The 23,281-nt window shown below is 36.3% G+C and carries 18 protein-coding genes and 2 pseudogenes; 11 read left to right on the top strand and 9 right to left on the bottom strand.

Going from position 1 to position 23,281, the window contains the following annotated elements; all coding sequences use genetic code 11:
• Positions 1-436: 436 nt before the first annotated feature.
• Positions 437-2,284 (top strand): ATP-binding protein, encoded by a 1,848-nt coding sequence (locus tag QNJ50_RS23620; RefSeq protein ID WP_300640411.1) that lies wholly within the window; start codon positions 437-439, stop codon positions 2,282-2,284.
• Positions 2,285-2,678: 394 nt separating this feature from the next.
• Here QNJ50_RS23620 and nifD read toward each other — a convergent pair.
• The 8 genes and pseudogenes from nifD to nifB form a co-directional block, all read right to left on the bottom strand.
• A pseudogene (gene nifD, locus QNJ50_RS23615) lies at positions 2,679-3,875 on the bottom strand (nitrogenase molybdenum-iron protein alpha chain); the annotation flags it as partial.
• 292 nt (positions 3,876-4,167) lie between these two features.
• On the bottom strand, positions 4,168-5,568 hold the full coding sequence (locus QNJ50_RS23610) for a site-specific integrase (protein WP_300640408.1): 1,401 nt from the start codon (positions 5,566-5,568) through the stop codon (positions 4,168-4,170).
• 92 nt (positions 5,569-5,660) lie between these two features.
• A pseudogene (locus QNJ50_RS23605) lies at positions 5,661-5,909 on the bottom strand (nitrogenase molybdenum-iron protein alpha chain); the annotation flags it as partial.
• A 107-nt stretch (positions 5,910-6,016) separates the two neighbouring features.
• Positions 6,017-6,913 (bottom strand): nitrogenase iron protein, encoded by an 897-nt coding sequence (nifH, locus tag QNJ50_RS23600; RefSeq protein WP_300640405.1) that lies wholly within the window; start codon positions 6,911-6,913, stop codon positions 6,017-6,019.
• A 389-nt stretch (positions 6,914-7,302) separates the two neighbouring features.
• Positions 7,303-8,193: a Fe-S cluster assembly protein NifU gene (nifU, locus tag QNJ50_RS23595; protein WP_300640402.1), complete on the bottom strand. Its 891-nt coding sequence runs from the start codon at positions 8,191-8,193 to the stop codon at positions 7,303-7,305.
• A gap of 163 nt (positions 8,194-8,356) precedes the next feature.
• Positions 8,357-9,565, bottom strand: a complete 1,209-nt coding sequence (gene nifS, locus QNJ50_RS23590; RefSeq protein WP_300640399.1) for a cysteine desulfurase NifS — start codon at positions 9,563-9,565, stop codon at positions 8,357-8,359.
• Between the two features lie 129 nt (positions 9,566-9,694).
• The gene (locus QNJ50_RS23585; protein ID WP_058184425.1) at positions 9,695-10,069 is read right to left on the bottom strand and encodes a 4Fe-4S binding protein; all 375 of its coding nucleotides are present in this window, start codon (positions 10,067-10,069) and stop codon (positions 9,695-9,697) included.
• A gap of 197 nt (positions 10,070-10,266) precedes the next feature.
• Complete coding sequence (nifB, locus tag QNJ50_RS23580; protein ID WP_300640417.1) at positions 10,267-11,721, bottom strand: nitrogenase cofactor biosynthesis protein NifB; 1,455 nt, start codon at positions 11,719-11,721, stop codon at positions 10,267-10,269.
• A gap of 2,042 nt (positions 11,722-13,763) precedes the next feature.
• On the opposite strand from nifB, the gene cysE reads away from it, so the two are divergent.
• The 10 genes from cysE (at position 13,764) to QNJ50_RS23530 (ending at position 21,574) form a co-directional block, all read left to right on the top strand.
• Complete coding sequence (gene cysE, locus QNJ50_RS23575; RefSeq protein WP_300640414.1) at positions 13,764-14,630, top strand: serine O-acetyltransferase; 867 nt, start codon at positions 13,764-13,766, stop codon at positions 14,628-14,630.
• A complete protein-coding gene (locus tag QNJ50_RS23570; protein ID WP_300640393.1) occupies positions 14,600-14,848 on the top strand; it encodes an Asr1405/Asl0597 family protein in 249 nt (82 codons plus the stop codon). Before cysE ends, QNJ50_RS23570 begins: the two co-directional genes overlap by 31 nt.
• 456 nt (positions 14,849-15,304) lie before the next feature.
• A complete protein-coding gene (locus tag QNJ50_RS23565) occupies positions 15,305-15,505 on the top strand; it encodes a DUF2949 domain-containing protein (RefSeq protein WP_300640390.1) in 201 nt (66 codons plus the stop codon).
• A gap of 136 nt (positions 15,506-15,641) precedes the next feature.
• A complete protein-coding gene (gene nifV / locus QNJ50_RS23560; protein WP_300640387.1) occupies positions 15,642-16,775 on the top strand; it encodes a homocitrate synthase in 1,134 nt (377 codons plus the stop codon).
• Entirely contained in the window at positions 16,762-17,043 is a 282-nt protein-coding gene (locus QNJ50_RS23555) for a nitrogen fixation protein NifZ (RefSeq protein WP_300640384.1), read from the top strand. The genes nifV and QNJ50_RS23555 overlap by 14 nt, the downstream gene beginning before the upstream one ends.
• Before the next feature lie 82 nt (positions 17,044-17,125).
• Complete coding sequence (nifT, locus tag QNJ50_RS23550; protein ID WP_027845132.1) at positions 17,126-17,329, top strand: putative nitrogen fixation protein NifT; 204 nt, start codon at positions 17,126-17,128, stop codon at positions 17,327-17,329.
• Positions 17,330-17,630: 301 nt separating this feature from the next.
• Positions 17,631-18,188: a (2Fe-2S) ferredoxin domain-containing protein gene (locus tag QNJ50_RS23545; RefSeq protein ID WP_300640379.1), complete on the top strand. Its 558-nt coding sequence runs from the start codon at positions 17,631-17,633 to the stop codon at positions 18,186-18,188.
• Between the two features lie 482 nt (positions 18,189-18,670).
• The gene (locus tag QNJ50_RS23540) at positions 18,671-19,573 is read left to right on the top strand and encodes a metal ABC transporter substrate-binding protein (protein ID WP_300640376.1); all 903 of its coding nucleotides are present in this window, start codon (positions 18,671-18,673) and stop codon (positions 19,571-19,573) included.
• A gap of 185 nt (positions 19,574-19,758) precedes the next feature.
• Complete coding sequence (locus QNJ50_RS23535; protein WP_300640373.1) at positions 19,759-20,505, top strand: metal ABC transporter ATP-binding protein; 747 nt, start codon at positions 19,759-19,761, stop codon at positions 20,503-20,505.
• A gap of 208 nt (positions 20,506-20,713) precedes the next feature.
• Positions 20,714-21,574, top strand: a complete 861-nt coding sequence (locus tag QNJ50_RS23530; protein ID WP_300640370.1) for a metal ABC transporter permease — start codon at positions 20,714-20,716, stop codon at positions 21,572-21,574.
• A gap of 215 nt (positions 21,575-21,789) precedes the next feature.
• On the opposite strand, the gene QNJ50_RS23525 is transcribed toward QNJ50_RS23530, so the two are convergent.
• Complete coding sequence (locus QNJ50_RS23525; RefSeq protein WP_300640367.1) at positions 21,790-22,956, bottom strand: hypothetical protein; 1,167 nt, start codon at positions 22,954-22,956, stop codon at positions 21,790-21,792.
• Positions 22,957-23,281 lie beyond the last annotated feature (325 nt).

Raw genomic sequence — 23,281 nt, 5'->3', positions numbered from 1 at the left:
GGTGGGTCGTCTCTACTATATCGGTTTTTATAAATCATTTAAGATTGCTATATACAGAGTTAATTTTATTCGCAAATTTAATAGAAATCAGCAGTAAAATTAACTCTGTATATAGCAATCTTAAATGATTTATAAAAACCGATATAGTAGAGACGACCCACCGGGTCTTCTCTACGAACATCTATTTTTTTGACACTGCCGCGTCACGCAATATCTACGGTTATCCGCACTACGTGTTCAGCTTTCCTGTGTGTAACGCAATAATACGCTAGAAGCTAACACGAATGATTTAGGACTGCTATATTTATATAGCTATTTGAAATATATGTGGCAGTATACTATTTATTTATGAATATAGAATCTCTTACCAGCTATTGGCTCCAAAAAAAGATTACCTATAGTTTCCTTAAATGAAAATAAAAAAGGAGCTAACAAAATGCTATTTCGGGGTTTTCATTCCTCATTAAAAAGTTTAAAAAAAAAAGCGAAAACAAAGCAAATAAGTTCAATTTCTTTAGCAAGTTTGCTAAATCGCTTCACTAGTAGCTTGAATATTGCCAAAAAAATTGGTTATGGTTATTCACTATCAATTGGTATTGCTATTATGGGAACAAGTAGCGGTTTAGCAATCGCAAACCACTACGAGAACCAAGCCCAAAGACAGTTAGAATTAGCTGATAAACAGGAGTATATTTTAAGAAGGTTACAAAATGCGGTATTAATAGCACGTTTACATCCACAGCGATTGTTTGCTGTTCTTGAAGATGCAATTTGGCTAGAATTTGAAAAAAGTAAGTTTTTAACGGATGTTAATCAAATCAACACGGAATTGACAGAACTTGAGGATTTTGTGGAAAATAATGCTGAAAATTTAGTAGTAGAAAAAACAGATTTACAAAATCTATTAAATAAATATCAAATAAATACAGAAATATATACTGAGTTTATCAAGTCATGGTGGCAAAAAATAGACTCTTATAAGTTGGCTTCTCAAACAATTCCAAGCAAGCAGAATGACTTAGTGGCTTTGGTTAAGGGTGAGAAAGAGATTCGCATCAATATTAACTTTGAGATGCTTTCGGAAGAGTTAACTCGGATTTTAATCCAGGCTGATACTCAAAGACAGCAAGCAAATGTTAGCTTTAGGCGTGCTCAGGAACTACGATTACAAATAATAATTGGAAGCATGGTGGTGTCAGTTATATTTGCAGTATTATTGGCACTCTATACCAGTAGAGTGATTGCTAGTCCTTTACAAGCAGTAACTAATGTCGCAAAAAAAATCACCGCAGAATCAAATTTTAATTTGAGAGCAAATGTGAGAAGTAAAGATGAAGTTGGTACATTAGCGATCTCGTTAAATCAATTGGTGGAATGGGTGGGAGATTACACTAATGAATTAGAACTAGCTCGTCAAACCTTAGAGAAACGAGTAGAAGAACGAACCCAGCAACTCACACAAACCCTTCAAGACTTGAAAGAAACTCAAGGGCAGCTCATTCACACAGAAAAAATGTCTTCTCTTGGACAAATGGTCGCAGGAGTAGCTCATGAAATTAATAACCCTGTTAACTTTATTAATGGCAATCTTGAATGTGCAAATAACTATTTTCAAGATTTACTTACTTTAGTTGATTTATATCAAGAGTATTACCCAAATCCAGAGCCGATTATTGAAGAAACAATAGAAGAAATTGATTTGGAATACCTCACCCAAGATTTATCCAAACTACTCTCTTCCATGAAAATCGGCTCAAAGCGCATCCGGGAAATAGTATTGTCTTTACGAAACTTCTCCCGTTTAGATGAAGCTGAGATGAAAGAGGTAGATATTCATGAAGGAATTGACAACACACTATTAATTCTCAATCACCGACTTAAAAAAGGATTTGAAGTGATTAAAAATTATGAAGATTTACCTATGCTTGAGTGTTATCCAGCACAACTCAATCAGGTGTTTATGAATATTCTTAGCAATGCTATAGACTCACTATTAGACGACAAAAGCGATAAACCAAGTAAACAAATTGTGATTAGTACATCCAAGTCATGCGATAATTATATCAAACTAAGTATAAGAGATAATGGTTCAGGGATCCCAGTAGAAATACAACACAAGTTGTTTGACCCTTTTTTTACAACTAAACCAGTAGGTAAAGGAACTGGTTTAGGATTAAGTATATGTTATGGAATTATTGAAAAGCATAATGGGAAAATAGAAGTTTTTTCCGAACTTGAACAAGGTACAGAATTTGTAATTTCCATACCTATTAACGGGACTTAAACAAATTTCTCTACCAACTGGGCAGAAATGAAATTATTGTTGTGATATCGCTATCGCAGTAACAGTATGGGAACAGATACATTAATTCGTGGTGTGGTAGGATATACATCTAGATCTGGCACTGCAATCCGGAGTTTGCTCTATGCATCATTTTATTGATTACAAAGATTCAGAGCTACCTCAAACTAGGCTATTTCTATAAATATATGTATGAATTCGATGATTTAGTCTAAAAAATAATAACTCAAAAAGTTTTTGTCTTTACAATTTTAATTTAATGCAGACTTCATTTAAGGGTAAAAGCTATATTTAATCAATATTCTGTTCTGTTGTTTACCACAAACATATTAGGGGTCGGAAATCAAAAAAATTATATTTAGGCTAAAAATAGTCTTTACTTTTTCTCCTTTGCACAAAACCTTGAAATGATGAGCTTTTGAGTTCAGTTACCAAGCTCGGAGTAATCCCAAGAGTGCATTTGACGGAATGGGAGACCCATTTTCTGGAAAACATACTTCTCCTTAATACCAGCACCAACGATGTCAGGTTTCAAAGCTTTAACGAATTCTTCGAATTCGTAAGCAGTTACGTCATCATAAACGATGGTACCGTTTTCAATGTAGTGGGTAGTACGTTTATAGTCGTCGTTATGAGCAAATTCATAACCGGTACTTACTAACTGAATACCTAAATCGTTGAATGCGGGTACAACGTGACGAGGACGCAAACCACCAACCATCAATGCAACAGTCTTACCATTCAAGCGAGTACCATATTTAGCAAGAATTGCATCTACTGTGGGCTGATATTTAGCAATTACTTTCTCAGCGTTCTCTTGGATTTTCTCGTCAAACTTGGAAGCGATCGCTCTCAAAGATTCAGCAATCTTGGTAGGACCGAAGAAGTTATATTCCATCCAGGGAATACCATAGGTTTCTTCCATGTGACGGGTGATGTAGTTCATGGAACGGTAACAGTGAACTAAGTTCATCTTGACCTTAGGAGTTACCATCAACTCGTTGAAGGTACCATCACCAGACCACTGAGCGACTACGCGCAAGCCGATTTCTTCTAACAGGATGCGGCTAGACCAAGCGTCACCACCGATGTTGTAGTCACCAATGATTGCAACATCATAAGGACCGGGTTCATAACCTAAAGTACCATCTTTAGCAGCTTTGTCAGCTTTGGGGAATACCCAGTCACGAATGGTGTCGTTAGCAATGTGGTGTCCTAAAGACTGAGACACACCACGGAAACCTTCACAACGAACGGGGATAATAGGTTTACCAATTTCTTTGGAACCTTTTCTTGCAACCGCTTCGATGTCATCACCAATTAGACCGATAGGACATTCGGATTGAATTGAAATACCGTTGTTAAGGGGGAACAGTTCATCGATTTCCTTAATCATCTTCAGGAGTTTTTTGTCACCACCGAAAACGATATCCCGTTCTTGGAAGTCAGAGGTAAAGTGCATGGTACCGAAGGTATCAATACCAGTGGTACCAATATAGTAGTTACGACGACCAGACCAAGACCAGTAACCACAACCTACAGGACCATGGCTGATGTGAATCATGTCCTTAATCGTGATATTTTCCGACTGCTAAGGTTTTTATATAATAGTAATTTCAAAAAACTTTGCAAAAAAATAATCTGAATTTACCCTAAACTAGAACTTTTAAAATAGAGATAATAAATCAGATTACTAATTATATTTGAGTTTAATGAATCCTAAATTTACCCTAATTGAATTATTTTCAGTCAAGATTTAGTAGAACACAGTTTTTTTACTGTCGAACAAACATAAAAAAAACCCTTTTTTTAGGGGTTAAGCGGTTATAATTACTAAAAATATTTTTGGATATATATCTTTTAACTTAAATTCGAGATAATCTATGTAATTGCAATTTAAGTTCCTCATTCTCTGCTTTTAACTGTAAGACTTCAGTTTCTAACTCTTCATATGATTTTCTGGTAATTGCAGATTTCATGACTTTCTTGCGATTTTCTAGGGAAAACCAGCGTTGATATACTTTAGTGTGCATTTCTACAGAATGTCCCAAGTTATCCGCTGATGCTTTAATTGGTAAACCTTGGATATGGGCTCTAATCGCGCAAGCATGTCTTAGATCGTAAGGTTCAAATGGTAAATCTAGAATGCGTCTAAACCACCGAGCATTAGTCTGAACTAAATGTGATAATTCCTGAAAACTTTTTATCTGTTCTATTTTCTGACTTAACAAAGAAATAGCTTCTGGATTTTTTAATTCAAATAATTCCACCCACTCCGGAACAAAAGGTAAAACTTCTCTGTAACCAGTTTTATTTGATTTATGAACTTTCCAAATACAGTCAGTATTATCGCTACTCAAAAACCACTCTAAATCTGGTTGATTAAATACTTCACGCGGTCTTAAACCATATGTAGCAATTAATCCAAATACTAACCGATGTAGTTTCCAAGAATTACGATAATCTTTTCTTACCTTTGTATTTTCACCTTTTTTTTGATATTTTTCAAAAGCTTCTATAATTTCTACATCTGAAGGTATATATCTATCATTAGGAACTACAGGTAGCTTTAAGTCTTTGAAATCGACTTCTATCCCATGAATTTTAGAAAAAACTCTAGCAACTCTTATTGCTTGGTCGCGAGAGGTTGGAGAAGTAATTTTTTTGATAATTGTAATAATACTTTCACTGGTTGCAGATAAATCTAAATCAAAATATTGGGTATATCTTTTATATAAATGCCAAAAACTATGTTCACTCTTAATAGTTCTTTTCCTTGTACTAAAATATTCATTTTCTAAAGTTTCTAATATTTGCTTAAAAGTTTTGACTTTTTGGTGATTTGCATTTTTGCCAAAGTATTTATCATTCCATTCAAAACATTTTCTGGCTATTAGTTTACCCAATTCATAAGCTTCTTCTTCAGCAGTTTTTAAACCATTTAAATTTGCTGGTATACCCAAAGATATAAAGTATTGCTTTTTACTTCTTCCCGATTTATTTGTATCACCAGGTTTTAAAGGAAGAGTGGCTCTTAGTTGTAGAGTATTTCCGACTTTTTTTACGCTTACTTTAGTTTGACTAGCTTTAAGTCTTGCATTTATATCTGTCAGTTTCTCCTCAATTTTTTTATTCATATACTCTTGTGTTGCTTTCACTTGAGCTTGGGTACCCATATAGCTTCCATCTGTGCTTGCTGGAACTTCAAAATCTTCAAATAAACTTTCAAATAAATCTTCTAAATCTTTTTGATGCACCTGATTCATACCCTAAATATGCCCTAAAAAATAACTGCTCATAGGGAACATTAATTCTAATAAAAATGTTCCTTATAAGCAGTTTAGGATATCTTTTTTCAAAGATAAAACATATTTTTAATCGGACCCCAAACCACACCTTTAGAACCTGCATAAGCACAACCACGAGCGGTCATCACACCAGGAATAGATTTGATGTTAGACTTAACACCACAATCTGACTTACCTTCTTCATGAACGTTTAAGTGCTTGGCACGCTTTTTACGTGCTTTCTCAGGGTAAGTGTCAAGGACTTCCTGAATAAGTTCTTTGCGCTCTTCAACGACTTTTTTCTTGTCAGTAGGTGACATGTTTAATAACCTCTCTTTATACTCAGTTCGAACCTGGGAATTGGTGATGGAAGGGAAGGTCAAAGGGGGAAAGGTAAATTTCCCTTTTCCTTTGCCTAAAATATTAATTACTTAGCAGCAGCTTGTTGTGCTTGGGTTTGACCAATGATGTCTGCATGCTTAGAATCATCGTCAAGAATACCGAATTCAATCAACAATTCCTCTAATTCATCCATTTCCATTGGTGTAGGAATGGTAAGATTTTTATTGTTGATGATTTTCTTAGCCAAAGAAGCATACTCTTGAGCTTGATTGCTATCAGGTGCGTACTCGTTAACAGTCATACGACGCAATTCAGCGTGCTGTACGATATTGTCACGAGGTACGAAGTGAATCATTTGGGTGTTAAGTCTTTTAGCCAAGTTTTCGATTAATTCATCTTCACGGTCAGTCTTACGGCTGTTACAAATTAAACCACCCAAACGTACACCACCAGAGTGAGCATACTTAAGAATACCGCGAGCAATGTTGTTAGCAGCATACATCGCCATCATCTCACCAGAGGTAACGATGTAGATTTCTTGGGCTTTACCTTCACGAATAGGCATCGCGAAACCACCACATACAACGTCACCTAATACGTCGTAGGATACGAAATCTAAATCTTGGTAAGCACCATTTTCTTCTAAGAAGTTGATGGAGGTGATGATACCACGACCAGCACAACCTACACCGGGCTCGGGACCACCAGACTCAACGCAACGTACGCCACGGAAGCCTGTGAGCATTACTTCTTCAAGTTCTAAGTCTTCTACCGCACCACGCTCAGCAGCTAAGTGAAGTACGGTAGTTTGTGCTTTTGAGTGCAACATCAAACGGGTAGAGTCAGCTTTAGGGTCGCAACCAACGATCATGACGCGCTGACCCATTTGTGCCATAGCAGCAATGGTGTTTTGAGAGGTAGTGGACTTACCGATACCACCTTTACCGTAAAAAGCTATCTGTCTAATGTTTTCGTCAGTCATGATTTTCTCCTGTAATTGGTTGGTTGTTAAGTTAGTGGAGCTTAGGGTTGATTTAAGGTGTTGTTACGCTCTTGCAAGTACATTTTCGAGCGTGAGGAGAACGTCGCCTGCACTAGGTAGGTGCTTTGACGATATACTCTCCTGAAAAGTCAAGCGACCTAGGAGGCGAGCGCTCAACGCCTGAAACTATCGAGAATAAAAACATTTATTTCCTCTTCTTCCAGTTTTTCGAGTTATTCTGTTGTGATTTAGTTGTCGTGAATTAGTTGTTGTGGCGGCGGTTTATTTATTGCAGATAATCGCTAAGAATTAATACAGATAGACTTTATAAGTTTTTCTGAGCCATCACCAGGGATTAGTATTTGACCTGGGGATATTTCACGCGATCGCTATACTGCTTCTACTACTATGTTTTGATTGATGCGTTCTTTTAATCTGGATTCGATGGCAATTTTTAAAGTTGCTGTGCTGCTGGAACAGGAACCACAAGCACCTTGTAGTAAAACTTTAACTTTGTCACCTTCCACATCATAGAGTTCTACATCTCCTCCATCAGCAATTAGAACGGGTCTGACTTCTTCGTCTAAGACTTTTTGAATAAGTGCTATTTGCTGCACTGGTGTTAGTTTTTTGCCTGAAGGTTGATTGATGTAGTTAGAGTTGCTGGAATTTTGTGGAGATGAAGTAATTCCTCTTTGTACATCGATAATGATGTCATCAATTGATGCAAGACAAGTTCCACATCCACCACCAGCTTTGATGTAATTTGTTACTTCTTCTGCTGTAGTTAAATTATTCTCTTGAATAACTCGGCGGATTTTCGGTTCGCTGACACCAAAGCAACTACAAATCAGTGCACCTTCATCATCATCGTCATGAGCTTCAAGGGGAATACCTCGATAATTATAGACTGCTGCTTCTAAAGCTTCTTGACCCATTACCGAACAGTGCATCTTTTCTTGAGGTAGTCCACCCAAGTACTCGGCTATATCTTTGTTGGTAATTTTCAGGGCTTCATCTAAGGTTTTACCTTTAACGATTTCCACTAGTGCTTCTGAAGATGCGATCGCACTGGTGCAACCAAAAGTTTGAAAGCGAGCATCGATAATCTTATCAGTTTCTTGGTCAACTTTGATATGAAGTCTGAGAGCATCCCCACAGGCAATACTGCCTACTTCTCCTGTTGATATTTGAACTCCAACTTCACCCTTATCTTCTATTGTACCTTGGTTTTTAGGATTGTAAAAGAGTTCTAATACCTTATCTGTATATTCCCACATGATTGATTCTAATTCTTAAATTTTCAATAGATAATTGTTAAGTGGTAATGGGTAATGGGTAATTGGTGATAGAGATAATAAAAATTATGACTCCTGTATAGACGCGACAGAGGCTAACGCCGACGCCCTTCTGCTTTGTCGCGTCTCTACTACTCCTTACTCATCAACGGTGAGCCAATACCTGTTCCTGTTCTTGTAGCCAACCTGCCTCATCATTAGTGAAAGGTGATATAGCACGTAGGCGTTCAATAATACCAGGGAGTACCCCTAAAACAGCATCTATTTCGGCTTCCGTTGTGTATCGACAAAGACTGAAGCGAATTGAGCCGTGTAGAGTTGTATAGGGTAATCCCATTGCTCTCAAAACGTGGGATGGTTCTAGAGAACCGGAACTACAAGCAGAACCACTAGATGCACAAATTCCATGTTGGTTTAAAAGCAAGAGAATTGCTTCACCTTCGATATACTTAAAACCAATATTTGTAGTGTTAGGTAATCTTTCGGTTCCACGACCGTTGACTTCACAATCAGGAATGGTATTAATAATTGCCTTTTCTAGGCGATCGCGCAACCTTCTTTCTCTGGCTGTAGCTTCTTCAATATGAAGTAATTCTAATTCTGCGGCTTTCCCGAGGGCTACTATTCCCGGAACGTTAGGGGTTCCTCCCCTTCTACCACGTTCTTGTCCCCCACCAATTAACATCGGACGAAATCTTACTCCGCGTCGCACATATAATGCACCAATTCCTTTGGGAGCATGAATTTTATGACCGGACATGCTCAACATGTCGATGGTGCTATTTTTCATGTTCAGGGGAATTTTACCCACTGCTTGCACTGCATCTACATGGAAGATTGCACCATATTCTTTAACTAATTTGCCAATTTCTTCAATGGGGAAGATTACCCCAGTTTCGTTATTGGCGTACATTATTGTCACTAGAGCAGTATTACCTGTTAGGGCAGCTTCAAGTTCGTGTAAGTCTAGTTGTCCTCGACTATCTACTGAAAGATAAGTTACTTCGTAACCCTGATTCTGCATTTGTTTGCAGAGATTGAGTACTGCTGGATGCTCTACTTGAGTTGTGATGATGTGTCGCTTTTGAGGTTGTGCTTGTAATGCAGCCCTGATTGCAGCATTATCTCCTTCTGTCCCACCACTGGTAAAAATGATTTCTGATTCTTCTGCACCAATGAGGGCTGCAACTTTTTCCCTTGCTTGTCTAATTGCTTTGCTGACTTGTCCGCCGAAAGTGTGCATGCTGGAGGGATTACCGTAGTATTCAGTTATATAGGGCATCATTGCTTCTACAACTGCTGGGTCTACTTTGGTTGTTGCATTATTGTCGAGATAAATACAGTTATTTTCCATTGCTTTCAATTCGATTTCACACGTAGCCAAGAATAATGGCAGTTATTTTTTTTAAGACAAGAGGGTGGATGTTTCCGTGAAATGGGGACTTGAGATTGAGAATAATATCCCCATTTCCGAGTCTTTTTCTTATAAATTCTGAGTTCGTATAGCAGTTTCCATTCTTGGGGTCTGCTTTTGAACTTTTTGTATTTGCTCTGAGTACTTCTGGGAATAAAGGTCAAACCAGCCCTCCCAGTAATCTTGCTTATTTCTTAATTTTTTTACAAATCGATTATATGTATCAAACCAGCATTGCCAATAATCTGTCTTTTCTTTGATGCAACCTCTGTAAGTCGGGCAACCCGCGGCACATTGAGGTACGTTATGAATGCTACCAACGCAGTCTGTGCAAAGATTGGGATCGATCCAACGATGACCATCAATTATTTTGATTGCGTTGGTTGGACATACTGAAAGACACAAGTCACAGGAAATGCACTGACTGGTAATTTTATAAGACATGAGTGTACTCCTTACAAGGGTTTTGTTGGGATTTTGGGTAATGAGTACTGGGAATCATGAATGGGGAATAGAAAGTGGGGATATGACTGACCTGGGGTCACCCTGGGCTAAGGGGAATAGGAATAAGTTTTGATGCTTAGTTTTCCCAAGACTTTAGTCTTATTTTTTGTCACTAGCTCCCCTTTACCAAATTCAAATTATTTGGTTACTAGTTCCCGCACATATTCTTGGTGAAATTCCAAAGCTACTTTGTCAATAGATTCGTAGGCTTCAACAGTCTTAATTCCAGTTTTATGTAACTGCTCTTTCGGACAATCACCAATCTTGGCAACTAGAACTGCTTTACAATCAGAAATTGCTTGGATGATATGGTCGAGAGTTGCTTCTTCGCCGTATCCACCTTGACAGTAGTGGTCTATTTTGCGGTGAGCGACAAAAGTCACTTCATTACCGTCTACTTCGTATATTTGGAATTCCTTCGCATGACCAAAGTGTTGGTTAACAATTCCACCACCTTTGGTTGCTACTGCAACTAAAATTTTCTCACGATTGACAGGATTTTTCTCTGCTTTTACCTTTTCTTTGGCATTTTGCAGTTCAATTCTAAATTTCTCAATACCTTCATGAACTTCTTGGCGTTTTTCCAGATTGTATTCTGGAGCCATTTCCATAAATTTATCTTTGGTAAATTCTTGGCTGCGATCTTCACCTAATAAACCTACTGCATCAGCACGACATTGACGACAATGACGCATTAATTTGATTCCACCAGAACATTTATCTTGTAATGCTTTCAATTCTTTGGGTGTGGGACCGCGCTGACCTGTGAGTCCAAAGTGGGTACCATGTTCCGGTGCACTAATCAGAGGCATTATGTTGTGCAAAAATGCACCATGTTCGCGAATTACTTGATTAACTTCAGGCAAATGTTTATCGTTTATTCCCGGAATCATTACCGAGTTAACCTTACAAAGGATATCTGCTTCTTTCAAAGCTTGTAAACCTTCCATTTGCTTCTGATGGAGAATTCTTGCCCCTTCTACACCTCTGTAACGTTTGCGTTTATAGTGAACCCAAGAATAGATTTTTTCTCCAATTTCAGGATCCACCATATTAATGGTGATGGTAACGTGATCTATATTTAATTCTTTGATTCGGTCTACATATTCGGGAAGCATGAGACCGTTGGTCGATAAACAAAGTTTGATATCTGGTGCTTGTTCTGCAATTAATTCAAAAGTACGGAAGGTTTTTTCGGGATTTGCTAATGGGTCACCTGGTCCAGCAATTCCCAAAACAGTCATTTGGGGAATTTTACCGGCAACAACCAATACTTTCTGTGCAGCCTCTTCTGGGGTCAGTAATTCACTTACTACTCCGGGACGGCTTTCATTTGCACAATCATACTTGCGGTTACAGTAATTGCATTGAATATTACAAGCCGGTGCAACTGCTACGTGCATCCTGGCATAGTGATGGTGGGCTTCTTCGCTATAACAAGGATGTGTTGCAATTCTTTCTTTGAGCTTATCGTCCATTTCTACGGTGGTTTCGCTGCTGCATCCGCCGCAACCACCAGAGACAGTCGAATTTTTATCCTTTGTAGGGTCCGTAGTTGAAGGATTGATGATTCCTGAAGACAGTGCAGACATTGAATTTCGCAAAATTGGTGGACTAGCTGCCACGGGAAAAGATGTTTTAGCTAACCCTTTGAGTTGTTGAGGAATAGAAGCCGCACTTGGATCGCACTTTGCCTACTTCTTTCCAGTAGAGTGCAGGCAAATATTTTGATCTAAAAGTTCTCGGCTGGTGTGTGTCAAAGCTTGAGAATTGGGAAAATCAATGTACTTCCAAGCACGACTTCCAGTTCACAGGGGCATGGTGCTATCTCATCCCTCCACTCACTTATCACGTTAGGTTTGAGAACTTAATCAAAATTGAGTAATTGACTTGGTTCTTGGGAACGCGTTAAGTGTTTGGCGATATATGATTTATAGCAATCACCAAAATTGAGCACCTTACTAACCACTCGGATAAGATTTATTAAGTTTATTAAATTTGTACTCAAAATCTCAAACCCAGGTATATTAAACGATTAAGAAAATTTAAATTTTTTTCTCAGCTAGGGTACTAGTATTTCCAAGGACAGCTACTGGATTTTTCCGGTTCAGGGACAATATTTTTTGCACTCATTCATTAATTCACCATTGCTTTGCAGATGCTCAGAGAGCTTATCGCTATTTCCACTTATTCCAACTTCCACTTATTCCAATTTCTACTTCTTTTAAGTTCTTCTAACTTCTACTTCTTCCAACTTCCACCTATCTCAATCTCTACTTATTTGAGTGTCCATTCATTTGAGTACCTGGGAATATTCATCCAGCCAAGCCCTTAATGTACAATCCCTTTCTAACCCACCGCTGCGTTTATCCAATAAAACCCTAACGATTCTTCATAATTTTTGATATATAGGAACCCTGAAACTTGGCAAGTCAGAATTGAAAAGCTAAGCCTGAAAAACTGGAGCAGTCTACGGAGCAGTACTACTCCAGTTACGTGCGAAATTCAATTCTGTATCTAAGATATCACTTTTTTTTTGCACAAAAAATTCAATTAACCCTTTCTTAAACTTTGTCCTTAAAACTGAAGTTATTTCCTCAGATTTTTTGCTATATCAGTAGTTTAAATCGATCCAAAATCAAAAGTAAATGAGAATTATTTGCTATAAAATTCGATATTATACCTTTAAACGAAATCTATATAATCCTTCTCTTATGACTGATAAACCCCTATATCAACATCGGAGGCATCATTTATAGAAGGATAAATTCGCAATGCTTCTTAGAATCAGGAAGCATTCATCTAAATGTTATAACCAAACTTAAATAATTATCAAGCAAGTGAGTAAAGATTAGTGAGTTTTATCCTAATGGGTGATGAGTAACTCAATGTAGTGTGCTTGTTGTTTTACTTGCGATTCAAGTTGATTTGGTTTTTCACATGTCTAACAAAGATGGAGTGCTGACTATAAGGTGCAGAATATAGGGAAGGCTCAATTAAAAGTAGGATTTTAGCTTCTCATGGGTTGTTCTAGCATTTGGTTAACTTATAAAGCAAGATGAATAGTATTTCTATATACAAAAAATTGACATCTTAAAATACCTTTTCTTTGTTTGAGTACAATTTTAGAATTATGTAAGTAATCCAAATAGATACCACAAAAATAGCTGTAAATCTTTGATAAATAGAGTTTAGGGTTGAGTACATTAACTCCTAATTGTCAGTACGAAAAATACTAGAACCTTGGCTACATTAATTCTAGTAGCCTCACCCTAATAAAATTTTTAACTTTGCATTATTAACTTGTCCTTTGGCTAAATTTTTCCTTGAGTTTGAATCTCTACAAGTCCGGATAAAAGTACCTTTAAGAGTGAATCCTAACTTTAGGACTATCCATATTTTCAGGTCGTTACAATCGAGGTTGTAAAGTACTGAGTACAAGTTTAATAAAACTAATAAAATCAATGTTCGACTAATTTCTTTTTTGTTCATAGTTGTTTTGGTATAAGCAGAAAAACAGTACGTTTCTTCACAAGCCTTAACATTAGCAATGCAAAAATCCGATTACCGGATCGAAAAGTTCCTAACTGAGAAAATCTCAGATGAGACTGTGCTGAATTGTGCAATTGAGGATATGGATAAAGCTGAAAAACTGGGTAAAAAAATTAGTTTTGAACCAATTTGGAGTGATTTTCGTATTATCTTTGAACGGGATCCAGCAGCACATAATTGGCTGGAAGTACTGTTTTGTTATCCTGGGTTGCATGCATTATGGCTGCACAGAATCGCCCATTGGTTATACGAACGTCAAATAAGCTTCTTTCCACGTTTAATTTCTCATATTGCTCGATTTCTCACCGGAATTGAAATTCATCCTGGAGCCAAAATTGGTAAAGGTGTATTTATAGACCATGGTATGGGAGTCGTAATTGGAGAGACTGCCATAATTGGAGAGTATTCACTAATTTATCAAGGTGTTACCCTCGGGGGAACAGGTAAGGAAAGTGGTAAGCGACATCCGACCTTAGGTAAACAAACAATTATTGGTGCTGGGGCAAAAATTCTAGGAAATATCCATATTGGCGATCGCGTCCGGGTTGGTGCAAGTTCTGTTGTTTTACGGGATGTCCCTTCAGATTCAACTGTGGTAGGTGTTCCTGGTCGTAATATTTCCAGAACTCAGAATTCTCCTCTTTATCCTTTAGAACATGGGAAACTACCCGATCTAGAAGGAAAAGCAATTATTTCTTTGTTAGAACGTGTCGAAAGAGCAGAAAAACAACTACAAAGTCTTACTCTGCAGTTTCAAGAACAAGAATTTAAAGAACAAATTCAACAAAAAGAATCTCAAGAACGAGAACCTCAAGCAAAAGAAGTTCGAGCAAAAGAATTCAAGAATGAGGACTCAAGAATAAAAATTTCAAGAGCAAGAACTCACAAACCAGAACTTGTAACTAAGGAACCTCCTAAATGTCACATTATGACAGCCCAAAAACCATAACTGTTCGCTTGTGCTTAGAACTTCCCGTTGGAACTCGCTGGCAAATTTATCATAGATTGCAAGAACTCAAAATCGAATGTTCTTGTTCTGGTGATGGTTCCCTACGAATTAAAGTCAATCAATTTGAAGATTTAGTTTTACTGCAAAGTACTCTAAAACAATTTACAGCTTCCCGACAAGAACTAATTGACTGGTTAGATAAATGCTGGAACTTATAATCTTCAGATATGCTTTGATTCGATATAAATGCTTTGGAATCAAGCTATCGACCTTTCCTTAGAATGCGGAAATCTAGATTTAGATTTTTTCAAGAGAATTTTTCATTGCTTGGCAATATCATAGGTAGATACATGTCCAAGTAATGAATTAGAATCTCACCCTAGTCGCTACTAAATCATTACTTGATACTCATTATTTGTCTTTGAGTTTTAAGTAATGGTACTACCCCCTAGGTCAAAAAGTAACATTTACTGCATACTGAAAAACAAATATTTCTCGGTACTGATTTTTCTAAGAAATACCCCAATTCTTGGGTTTCTTTTGTAGTGAAAATATTAAATTTTCCTGAAATTGGTCTCAGAGTTAAAAATTATTTTCCGAAATCATCAGTATAAAAGAAGAAATATTTATTCATATTTTCTAATTTAATTCTAAGTATAAGGACTAAACTTTCCATGATGTTTAATCATCGTCGTGATCGAAAATTCATAGTTTTTTTGCAAAATGAACTGGAACTATCAAACTCGGATATAGCTGTTGCATTACGACATCGAGAATGTGACAGTGCTCGTTTACCAATGCTGTTATGGCAATATGGCTTAATTGATTTGGAACAGTTAGAGCGAATTTTTGATTGGCTAGAAAAGCAGGTTTAAATGAATCTGCAAGTGAAATCTGTGTTTAAGCATAAATATTTCGGGAAATATGTTACCCACTATCAGTAATTGCCTAAAACTAGGACCAAAATCAATAAAGAGATTAGGAAATTTTCCCACTATAGGTACTATCAAAATGAATCAAGTCCTAATCAACGACACCACTTTACGCGATGGCGAACAGGCTGCTGGCGTTGTTTTTAACTTAGAAGAAAAAATTGCGATCGCTAAGTTTCTTGATGCTATCGGTCTTGAAGAAATAGAGGTTGGAATCCCAGCGATGGGTGAGGAAGAACAACGCGCAATCCGAACAATTGCAGATTTGGGTTTATCTGCAAAACTTCTGGGTTGGAATCGTGCTGTGATTTCAGATATTAAGGCTTCTATGGCTTGCGGTCTGAAGCGGATGCATATTGCTATCCCTGTATCTGGGATTCAAATTGCGACAAAGTTTCAAGGTCAATGGCGGATCACATTACAGCAACTCAAAGACTGTATTAGTTTTGCTGTCGATAAAGGGTTTTGGGTCGCTGTTGGTGGTGAAGACTCCTCCAGAGCTGATGATGAATTTCTTTTAGATGTAGCTCTTTATGCCCAAGAATGGGGTGCAAAACGTTTTCGCTTCTGTGACACCGTAGGTGTTCTCGACCCTTTTACTACATACAGTAAAGTTAAACGCCTAGTGTCAGGCTTACGAATCCCTGTAGAGGTTCACACCCACAATGACTTTGGTTTAGCTACAGCTAATGCTCTTGCTGGACTTAAAGCCGGAGCTTTAAGTGTTAATACAACTGTTAATGGGTTGGGTGAAAGAGCTGGTAATGCAGCATTAGAAGAAGTCGTAATGGCAATTAAGCGAATCTATGGGGTTGATTTAGGTATTGATACCCCTCGTTTATTAGAGCTATCAAAACTTGTAGCAAATGCATCTGGTTGTAGAGTTCCACCTTGGAAAGCTATTGTTGGAGAAAATACCTTTGCTCATGAATCTGGAATTCATGCTCATGGTGTTTTAAAAAATCCATTTACCTACGAGCCTTTTGCACCTGAAGAAGTAGGTCGTGAACGTCGCTTAGTTGTAGGTAAACATTCGGGTCGTCACTTGATATCTAATTTACTTAAGCAGCATGGCATTTTCCTAAGTAAAGAAGAAACTCAATCTGTTCTTGATGCAGTTCGTCAGCACTCGATGGAGAAAAAACGCAATCTCACGACCGAGGAGTTATTAGATTTGGTAAAAATACAAAAATATTCCCATGCAATTAGATGAACTTGAATTACATTTACCTCCAGTATTTGATATTGGAGATAAAGTCCGGATACGAAAGCTCATCAAAAATGATGGCACTTTCCCCGGTAAACAAGTTGGTGAAGTTCTGGCGAATATAGGAGATATTGGCTATATCGTTAGTATTGGTACTTACTTACAAACTGCTTATATTTATGCAGTACATTTTCTGGATAAAGGCTATGTTGTGGGTTGTCGAAAAAGAGAATTAGAGGCTGTTGAGACTAACCCAGAGAATGAAAAAGAATGAGCAGAAAATATAAAAAGCTTAAGTGATAACTGACATGTGATAACTGAAACAAAGTATTACAAATCTAACAGTGAGGTTTTCAATGAAAGTAATGTTACGTGAAAATTCTGAAGGTACTCTGATTGTTTATGTGGCAAAAAAAGACCTTGAGGAAGAAGTTGTCAAACAAACTGATGGGTCAGAAGGTAAAATTTTTACTTTAGCGAATGGTTGGGAATTGGTTTTTCCCGATCTACCAGATCCATTACAATTACCCAAAACTGTAGAAGCTAGAAGGTTAGCTTAGTAAGGGTGAGTTGTGAGTTGTGAGTTATGAATTGTTATATTGTGTCGGCTTATAAAGAAATTCTTGAGTGTAATAGGGTAACAGGCTTTTGATTTAACTAGCGATCGTAATCTATAACACTTTTGAGTACTGCTTAAGCAGACATTATATTCCCATACCTAACTCTTAACTCTATACTCTCAATTTATAAAGTATATTTAATGACATGTGTTAATGTATGCTTGGTAGTTGTCACTTTGAATGCATAACCTTAAGTTTATAGCTCTAAAATTTATTGTTGCTGAATTAAAAATAGAAAAAAATGGCTAAGCAAGATCTAAGGCTATCAGAATTTGAGCTTAAAGGTAAATTTTTAGGCTTTTTTAGAAATAAGTCTGGAAAACTAAAGCATTTGAGATTACTGATTGCAGCAGGAGATGTAAAAATTAAAGTTCCGAAAAAATTACGGAATGCAGCAAGTTTATACTTAGTACCTGGTGAAGAGATTAGTATTAGAGGTGTCAGCAAACGAAAAATCAATAAAAATCATAACAAAGTAAAACTAAAAGCTAAATTCATCAAGTCAGCTAATTTTTTTTCGAAGCAAAATATAGAAGAACACTCAAAAGCCAAAATTTTGATTTGCCAAAAACCCCGTTGTATTAAACGTGGTGGTAAAAATTTAGTATCAAAGCTAGAAAAAACTCTCTGTCAACAAGGACTCCAAGACCAAGTAATTATTAAACGTAGTGGATGTTTAAAACGTTGTTCCAAAGCTCCTAACTGTGTTCTGGAAATGTCCGCAAAGAAATCTAGCGATAACCATCCAGTACATCCAAAGAAAATTATTTCTCTATTAGAAAAATATGTAAGTTCTTAAATTTTTATGAGCAAAGTACAGGCCGCCCTAAAGCGAGCGGTTGTGTTATTTTTATTAAGCTTAATTCTTGGATCTTCCCTCTTCCTTCTTCCTTCGGTTGGAGGCGATAATTATATACGCAATAAAATACGAGTTCGATATAAAAAATATATCCTTGCTTGGAAACTGAATCAAGTGTCGCTCGCCAAATAAGACGCTGAAGTCCGTAAAATGTTAGAAAGCCAATCAAAGTTATAACATGAATAGACATCCCTAATAATTCATAGCCCTCTTGTAATTCACCCATTAAAGATTTTTCACCTGAGATTTTTGCAATCTAATGTATTTTTCATAATTCTTTCATTTTTATGAGTCAAGTACTATAGTATAAAAATGAGAAGATTATGAGATTAGTTCTCGGGAGCTAAATGAGGAATAGTTTTAGGAGACAGTCCCAAATATCGAAACTAGTAATAGTAGTTGGAATTGTATTTGGATTACTAGTGAGTGGCTGTAACAATTCAAACAATGTATCCCAGGAGCAGGGACAAGAATCTAGTAATAAGGGACAGACTCCAGATGCAAAGAACAAGAAAATTATCCTGACAACATTTACAGTCCTTGCAGATATGGCTCGTAATGTTGCTGGGGATAAAGCTATTGTTCGGTCTTTGACAAGACCAGGATCGGAAATTCACGGATACGAAACGACTCCTAGCGACATAGTTAAAGCTCAAAAAGCAGATCTTATTTTAGATAATGGTTTGGGTTTAGAACGTTGGGCGGAGAAATTTTATGGGAACCTAAAAGATGTTCCTCATGTAACCTTAAGTGAGGGAATAACACCAATAAATATCAGCGAAGATGCATATGCAGGAAAACCAAATCCCCATGCTTGGATGTCACCAAAATTAGCGTTGAGGTATGTAGATAATATTCGTGCAGCTTTAGTAAAGTTAGATCCGGTAAATGCAGATACTTATAATGCTAATGCTAAAGCTTATAGTCAGCAAATTAAACAAATAGATTTAAAGTTACAAAAAACTGTGGAAGAAATTCCTCAAAATAGACGTTTTATGGTGACTTGTGAAGGAGCATTTTCTTATTTAGCGAATGATTATGGCTTAAAAGAAGTATACTTATGGGCGGTTAATTCCGAACAGCAAGCAACTCCGAAACAAGTAGAAAAAGTAATTATAACAGTAAGGGAAAATCAAATACCTGTAGTTTTTTGTGAAAGTACTGTTAGTGCTGATGCTCAGAGACAGGTTGCTAAAGAATCAAATGCAAAATTTGGTGGGGTATTTTATGTCGATTCACTCACGGATAAAGATGGTGTTGCACCCACTTATTTTAAGTTACTAGAGTATAACATTAATACTTTAGTGAATGGTTTAAAAAAGTAGATTAGTACGTATTTATTCCAGATGTAAATTGGGAATTCAAAATATAAAGATAGCTCGCTAGTATCGATTGGCTGTAATTTATATAAACTATTTAAATTGTCATATTTATATTTACCTATTACATTATTCAATTTCAATTAAGACTAGCAGTAAAAAATGATCTCATTGAAATAAAAATGATTATTATGTCTAGAATTGCAGTTCAAGTAGAAGAAGTTACAGTTGCTTACAACGGTAAAGTTGCTTTACATGGAGCTAACTTAGAATTAAAAACTTCTTCTATCAGTGGTTTAGTAGGGATGAATGGCTCGGGTAAATCAACTTTGTTTAAATCGATTATGGGTTTTGTGAAACCTACAACTGGACGTGTTTTAATCAAAGGAATGCCGATAAGTAAAGCACAAAAACAAAATTTGGTTGCTTATATTCCTCAAGCTGAAGATGTAGATTGGAATTTTCCGATTAACGTCAAAGATGTAGTCATGATGGGACGTTATGGCTACATGAATTTTTTAAGGATTCCTAGTGCTAACGATCGCAAAGTTGTGAGAGAAGGTTTAAAAAGAACCCATATGGAAGAATTTAGTGATCGCCAAATTGGGGAGCTTTCAGGTGGACAAAAAAAACGAGCATTTTTAGCACGGGCTTTGGCGCAACAAGCACAAATAATTCTTTTAGATGAACCCTTCGCAGGAGTAGATATTAAAACAGAAAAGGCAATTATTCAACTTTTAGTTGAATTACGTAATATGGGTCACACAATTTTAATTTCCACCCATGACCTGTCTTCTATTTCGACATTTTGTGATGACGTAGTATTAATAAATCGTACTATCTTGGCTTACGGTCCTACAGGAGAAATTTTTACAGAAGAAAATATTGCTCGTACCTTTGGGGGAATGGTACCGGTTGGAGGAATTGGTAGTGAGTAATGAGTAATGAGTAATAAGTAACAAGTAATGAGTAATAAGTAATGAGTAATAAGTAATGAGTGAAAGCTTGTGCTTTACAGCATTAGTGCTGATTAAAAGCTTAATATAGATATTGCGTGGTGTTAGCTATGTGGTAATTGGTAATATTTAATATTAATTTTTGGTGGTATTTTTTCAATTTTTTTGAAACAATTTGGTTGATAAAATTATGGGTATAGAAGTAGTTTGGCAATGGTTTGTTGCACCTTTGCAATTTGAATTTATGATTAAGGCAATATTTGTAAGTGCTTTAGTCGGTGTTGTTTGTTCCATGCTTTCATGTTACATGACTCTCAAAGGTTGGGCTTTAATGGGTGATGCTGTTTCCCATGCAGTGCTTCCAGGAGTTGTGATTGCTTATATTTTAAATATTCCTTTTGCTATTGGAGCTTTTATCTTTGGCTTGGGTTCAGTAGTTTCGATTGGATTTATTAAGTCAAAAACTCGAATTAAAGAAGATACGGTAATGGGTTTAGTATTTACCGGTTTTTTCGCCTTTGGTTTGGTACTAATTTCTAAGACACCAAGTAATATAGATTTAATGCATATTCTGTTTGGAAATGTTTTAGGTATTTCCGACCAAAATCTAATTCAAACAATCATAATTGGCGTTATTACTATAATATCTTTAATAGTTTTACGCAAAGACTTACTACTATTTTGTTTTGATGCAACCCACGCGCGTAGTATAGGATTAAATACCACCGCTTTATACTATATTTTGTTATCATTACTTGCCTTAACAATTGTTGCAGCCCAACAAACAGTGGGAATTATTTTAGTAATTGCAATGTTAGTAACTCCAGGAGCAACTGCTTATATGTTGAGCGATCGCTTCGGTATGATGACAATCATTGCTGTTGCTTCTGGGGTATTTTCCAGTTTGATGGGTACCTATATTAGTTATCACCTTGATGCATCCACGGGTGGGTGTATTGTAGTATTACAAACTTTATTATTTGTTGCTGCGATGATTTTTGCACCTAAACATGGAATGCTGGTCAGACACTTACAAGCACGGAGTAGGTAATAGTAAGTCAGGATCTATCTGGATTTTTGACGTTGTATCAATACGGGATGATTTAAATATATACAAAAAAATTTCCCCTTATTTATCAATAGTTTCATTTGAGATCAATTTGGTTATTATCCTGTAAATATGGAACGCTACTACAATTTTTAACTAACTTAAGATTGAACCGTAAATTTAGCAAAGCAATATAATTTTTTCATTTAAAATTGTTTTTATTTAATTTTTTTTAGGATGCTTTTTATTTTGTGGCTCACTTGATTTTTTAATGATACCGGTTTAGTAATAATAGGAAACTCAAAATTTTTATCTTGTGCAAATCTTACAACTTCTTGATTCAAAGGATTTTTAGTATTAATTATGTGCTTCGCAATATAGTTATCTCTTTGTTGGTAATATACTTCTAAATTAAAAGCATCTTTATAAAGATTGATAGCACCTGCAATTTCTAAAGTCAGCAGAGTTCTCATACACTTGTAACAAGTAGAGCAATTTTCTGTCACATTATTATTAACACAAACATCTAATGTTTTATATGAATCTTCAACTTGAGATACTTTGAGAATTTTATCTACTCTACTATATTCACTCCCCGCAGAGAAAGCATTTAATGTTTTAGTTGAAAGTAATGGGAGTGTAACTAGATCGCTGTAAGCCATGTCAATCCCATATCCATCTTTCTTCGCTCCAATGAACACATCTTGGTAAGTGTAAGCAGAACCATATATATAGTTTTTAATACCATTCTGCAACAATAAAGCAACAGAAATATTACGAGGAGTATGAGTGTGTTGAAAAGTTACTTTCTCATATAAAAGATTTAAATTTGAGTTAATCGCAATAAAAGGTAATCCTATTTTTTCACTCACAAAAGCTTTGAGAATTTCGTAGCGTTGTTTAAATAAGCCTTCTCCACCACTACCATGAGAGCCCACATTATTATACAAAAGATGAGTAATACCAAATCCTGGAGCAACATCTTTTTTGTAATAATGATCTGCTAAAACACAATAGGAATCGACTCCTGCAGAAAATCCTGTTGCGACCCCAGAAGGATTACCTGAAGCAGGTTGTATATCGTCAGCATGAATATTTACTAGCTGTAGATAAGGGAGAATATTTTTGATAATTTTTTGATAGCTTCCAGATAAGTTGTAATAAAGCCTTTCTGAAATAGTGCCAGAAATATATATATCTTCTCCATGAATCATTGCAAGGATAAGAAGAGCAACTAAAGCCGCATCTGAGCGAGATGACACTAAATCTGCATATTCCGCGTCTAAACTATAATATAAGACTGTATTTCCTTGAGAATAATTTACTTCGACACTATATATAATTTCTTGCTCTTTTTGAGTAATTTTAGGTTGAGAAATTCTCATTATTTTATGTAAAAATTAAATAAGATTTTAGTAGATTATTTTCCTGTAGGAAAAAAGGAAAATTAAATATCATCTATATTGTATGGTGACTGTTTTTTGCTCTTAATGAGAACCTTGATTATACGTAATTAGCTTTTTGATGAATTAAGTTTCAATATTAGCTTTGTTGCATGAGTGAAGAGAAATGGGAAACCTGACTTTTCCCGTTAAGTCTCTTTTGCAAGCTGCCAACCCTCACAGAGGTCATGCAATTTTAACCAACCTCGCCAGAGAACCTGGATACCAATAGGTGTTTTGCTTCGATGTTCAAGGTAGCCACCAAGAC

It is taken from the genome of Mastigocoleus sp. MO_188.B34, from assembly GCF_030065675.1.
GTDB lineage: Bacteria > Cyanobacteriota > Cyanobacteriia > Cyanobacteriales > Nostocaceae > Mastigocoleus.
The sequence above is the reverse complement of the archived record's forward strand: the minus strand, read 5'-3'. Positions and strand labels throughout refer to the sequence as shown.

What these genes read in the sequence shown, in the direction of transcription:
- QNJ50_RS23620 (WP_300640411.1), top strand. Translation starts at nt 437, where the DNA reads ATGCTATTTCGGGGTTTTCATTCCTCATTAAAAAGTTTAAAAAAAAAA.
- QNJ50_RS23610 (WP_300640408.1), bottom strand. Translation starts at nt 5,568, where the DNA reads ATGAATCAGGTGCATCAAAAAGATTTAGAAGATTTATTTGAAAGTTTA.
- nifH (WP_300640405.1), bottom strand. Translation starts at nt 6,913, where the DNA reads ATGACTGACGAAAACATTAGACAGATAGCTTTTTACGGTAAAGGTGGT.
- nifU (WP_300640402.1), bottom strand. Translation starts at nt 8,193, where the DNA reads ATGTGGGAATATACAGATAAGGTATTAGAACTCTTTTACAATCCTAAA.
- nifS (WP_300640399.1), bottom strand. Translation starts at nt 9,565, where the DNA reads ATGGAAAATAACTGTATTTATCTCGACAATAATGCAACAACCAAAGTA.
- QNJ50_RS23585 (WP_058184425.1), bottom strand. Translation starts at nt 10,069, where the DNA reads ATGTCTTATAAAATTACCAGTCAGTGCATTTCCTGTGACTTGTGTCTT.
- nifB (WP_300640417.1), bottom strand. Translation starts at nt 11,721, where the DNA reads ATGTCTGCACTGTCTTCAGGAATCATCAATCCTTCAACTACGGACCCT.
- cysE (WP_300640414.1), top strand. Translation starts at nt 13,764, where the DNA reads ATGGATAAAGCTGAAAAACTGGGTAAAAAAATTAGTTTTGAACCAATT.
- QNJ50_RS23570 (WP_300640393.1), top strand. Translation starts at nt 14,600, where the DNA reads ATGTCACATTATGACAGCCCAAAAACCATAACTGTTCGCTTGTGCTTA.
- QNJ50_RS23565 (WP_300640390.1), top strand. Translation starts at nt 15,305, where the DNA reads ATGATGTTTAATCATCGTCGTGATCGAAAATTCATAGTTTTTTTGCAA.
- nifV (WP_300640387.1), top strand. Translation starts at nt 15,642, where the DNA reads ATGAATCAAGTCCTAATCAACGACACCACTTTACGCGATGGCGAACAG.
- QNJ50_RS23555 (WP_300640384.1), top strand. Translation starts at nt 16,762, where the DNA reads ATGCAATTAGATGAACTTGAATTACATTTACCTCCAGTATTTGATATT.
- nifT (WP_027845132.1), top strand. Translation starts at nt 17,126, where the DNA reads ATGAAAGTAATGTTACGTGAAAATTCTGAAGGTACTCTGATTGTTTAT.
- QNJ50_RS23545 (WP_300640379.1), top strand. Translation starts at nt 17,631, where the DNA reads ATGGCTAAGCAAGATCTAAGGCTATCAGAATTTGAGCTTAAAGGTAAA.
- QNJ50_RS23535 (WP_300640373.1), top strand. Translation starts at nt 19,759, where the DNA reads ATGTCTAGAATTGCAGTTCAAGTAGAAGAAGTTACAGTTGCTTACAAC.
- QNJ50_RS23530 (WP_300640370.1), top strand. Translation starts at nt 20,714, where the DNA reads ATGGGTATAGAAGTAGTTTGGCAATGGTTTGTTGCACCTTTGCAATTT.
- QNJ50_RS23525 (WP_300640367.1), bottom strand. Translation starts at nt 22,956, where the DNA reads ATGAGAATTTCTCAACCTAAAATTACTCAAAAAGAGCAAGAAATTATA.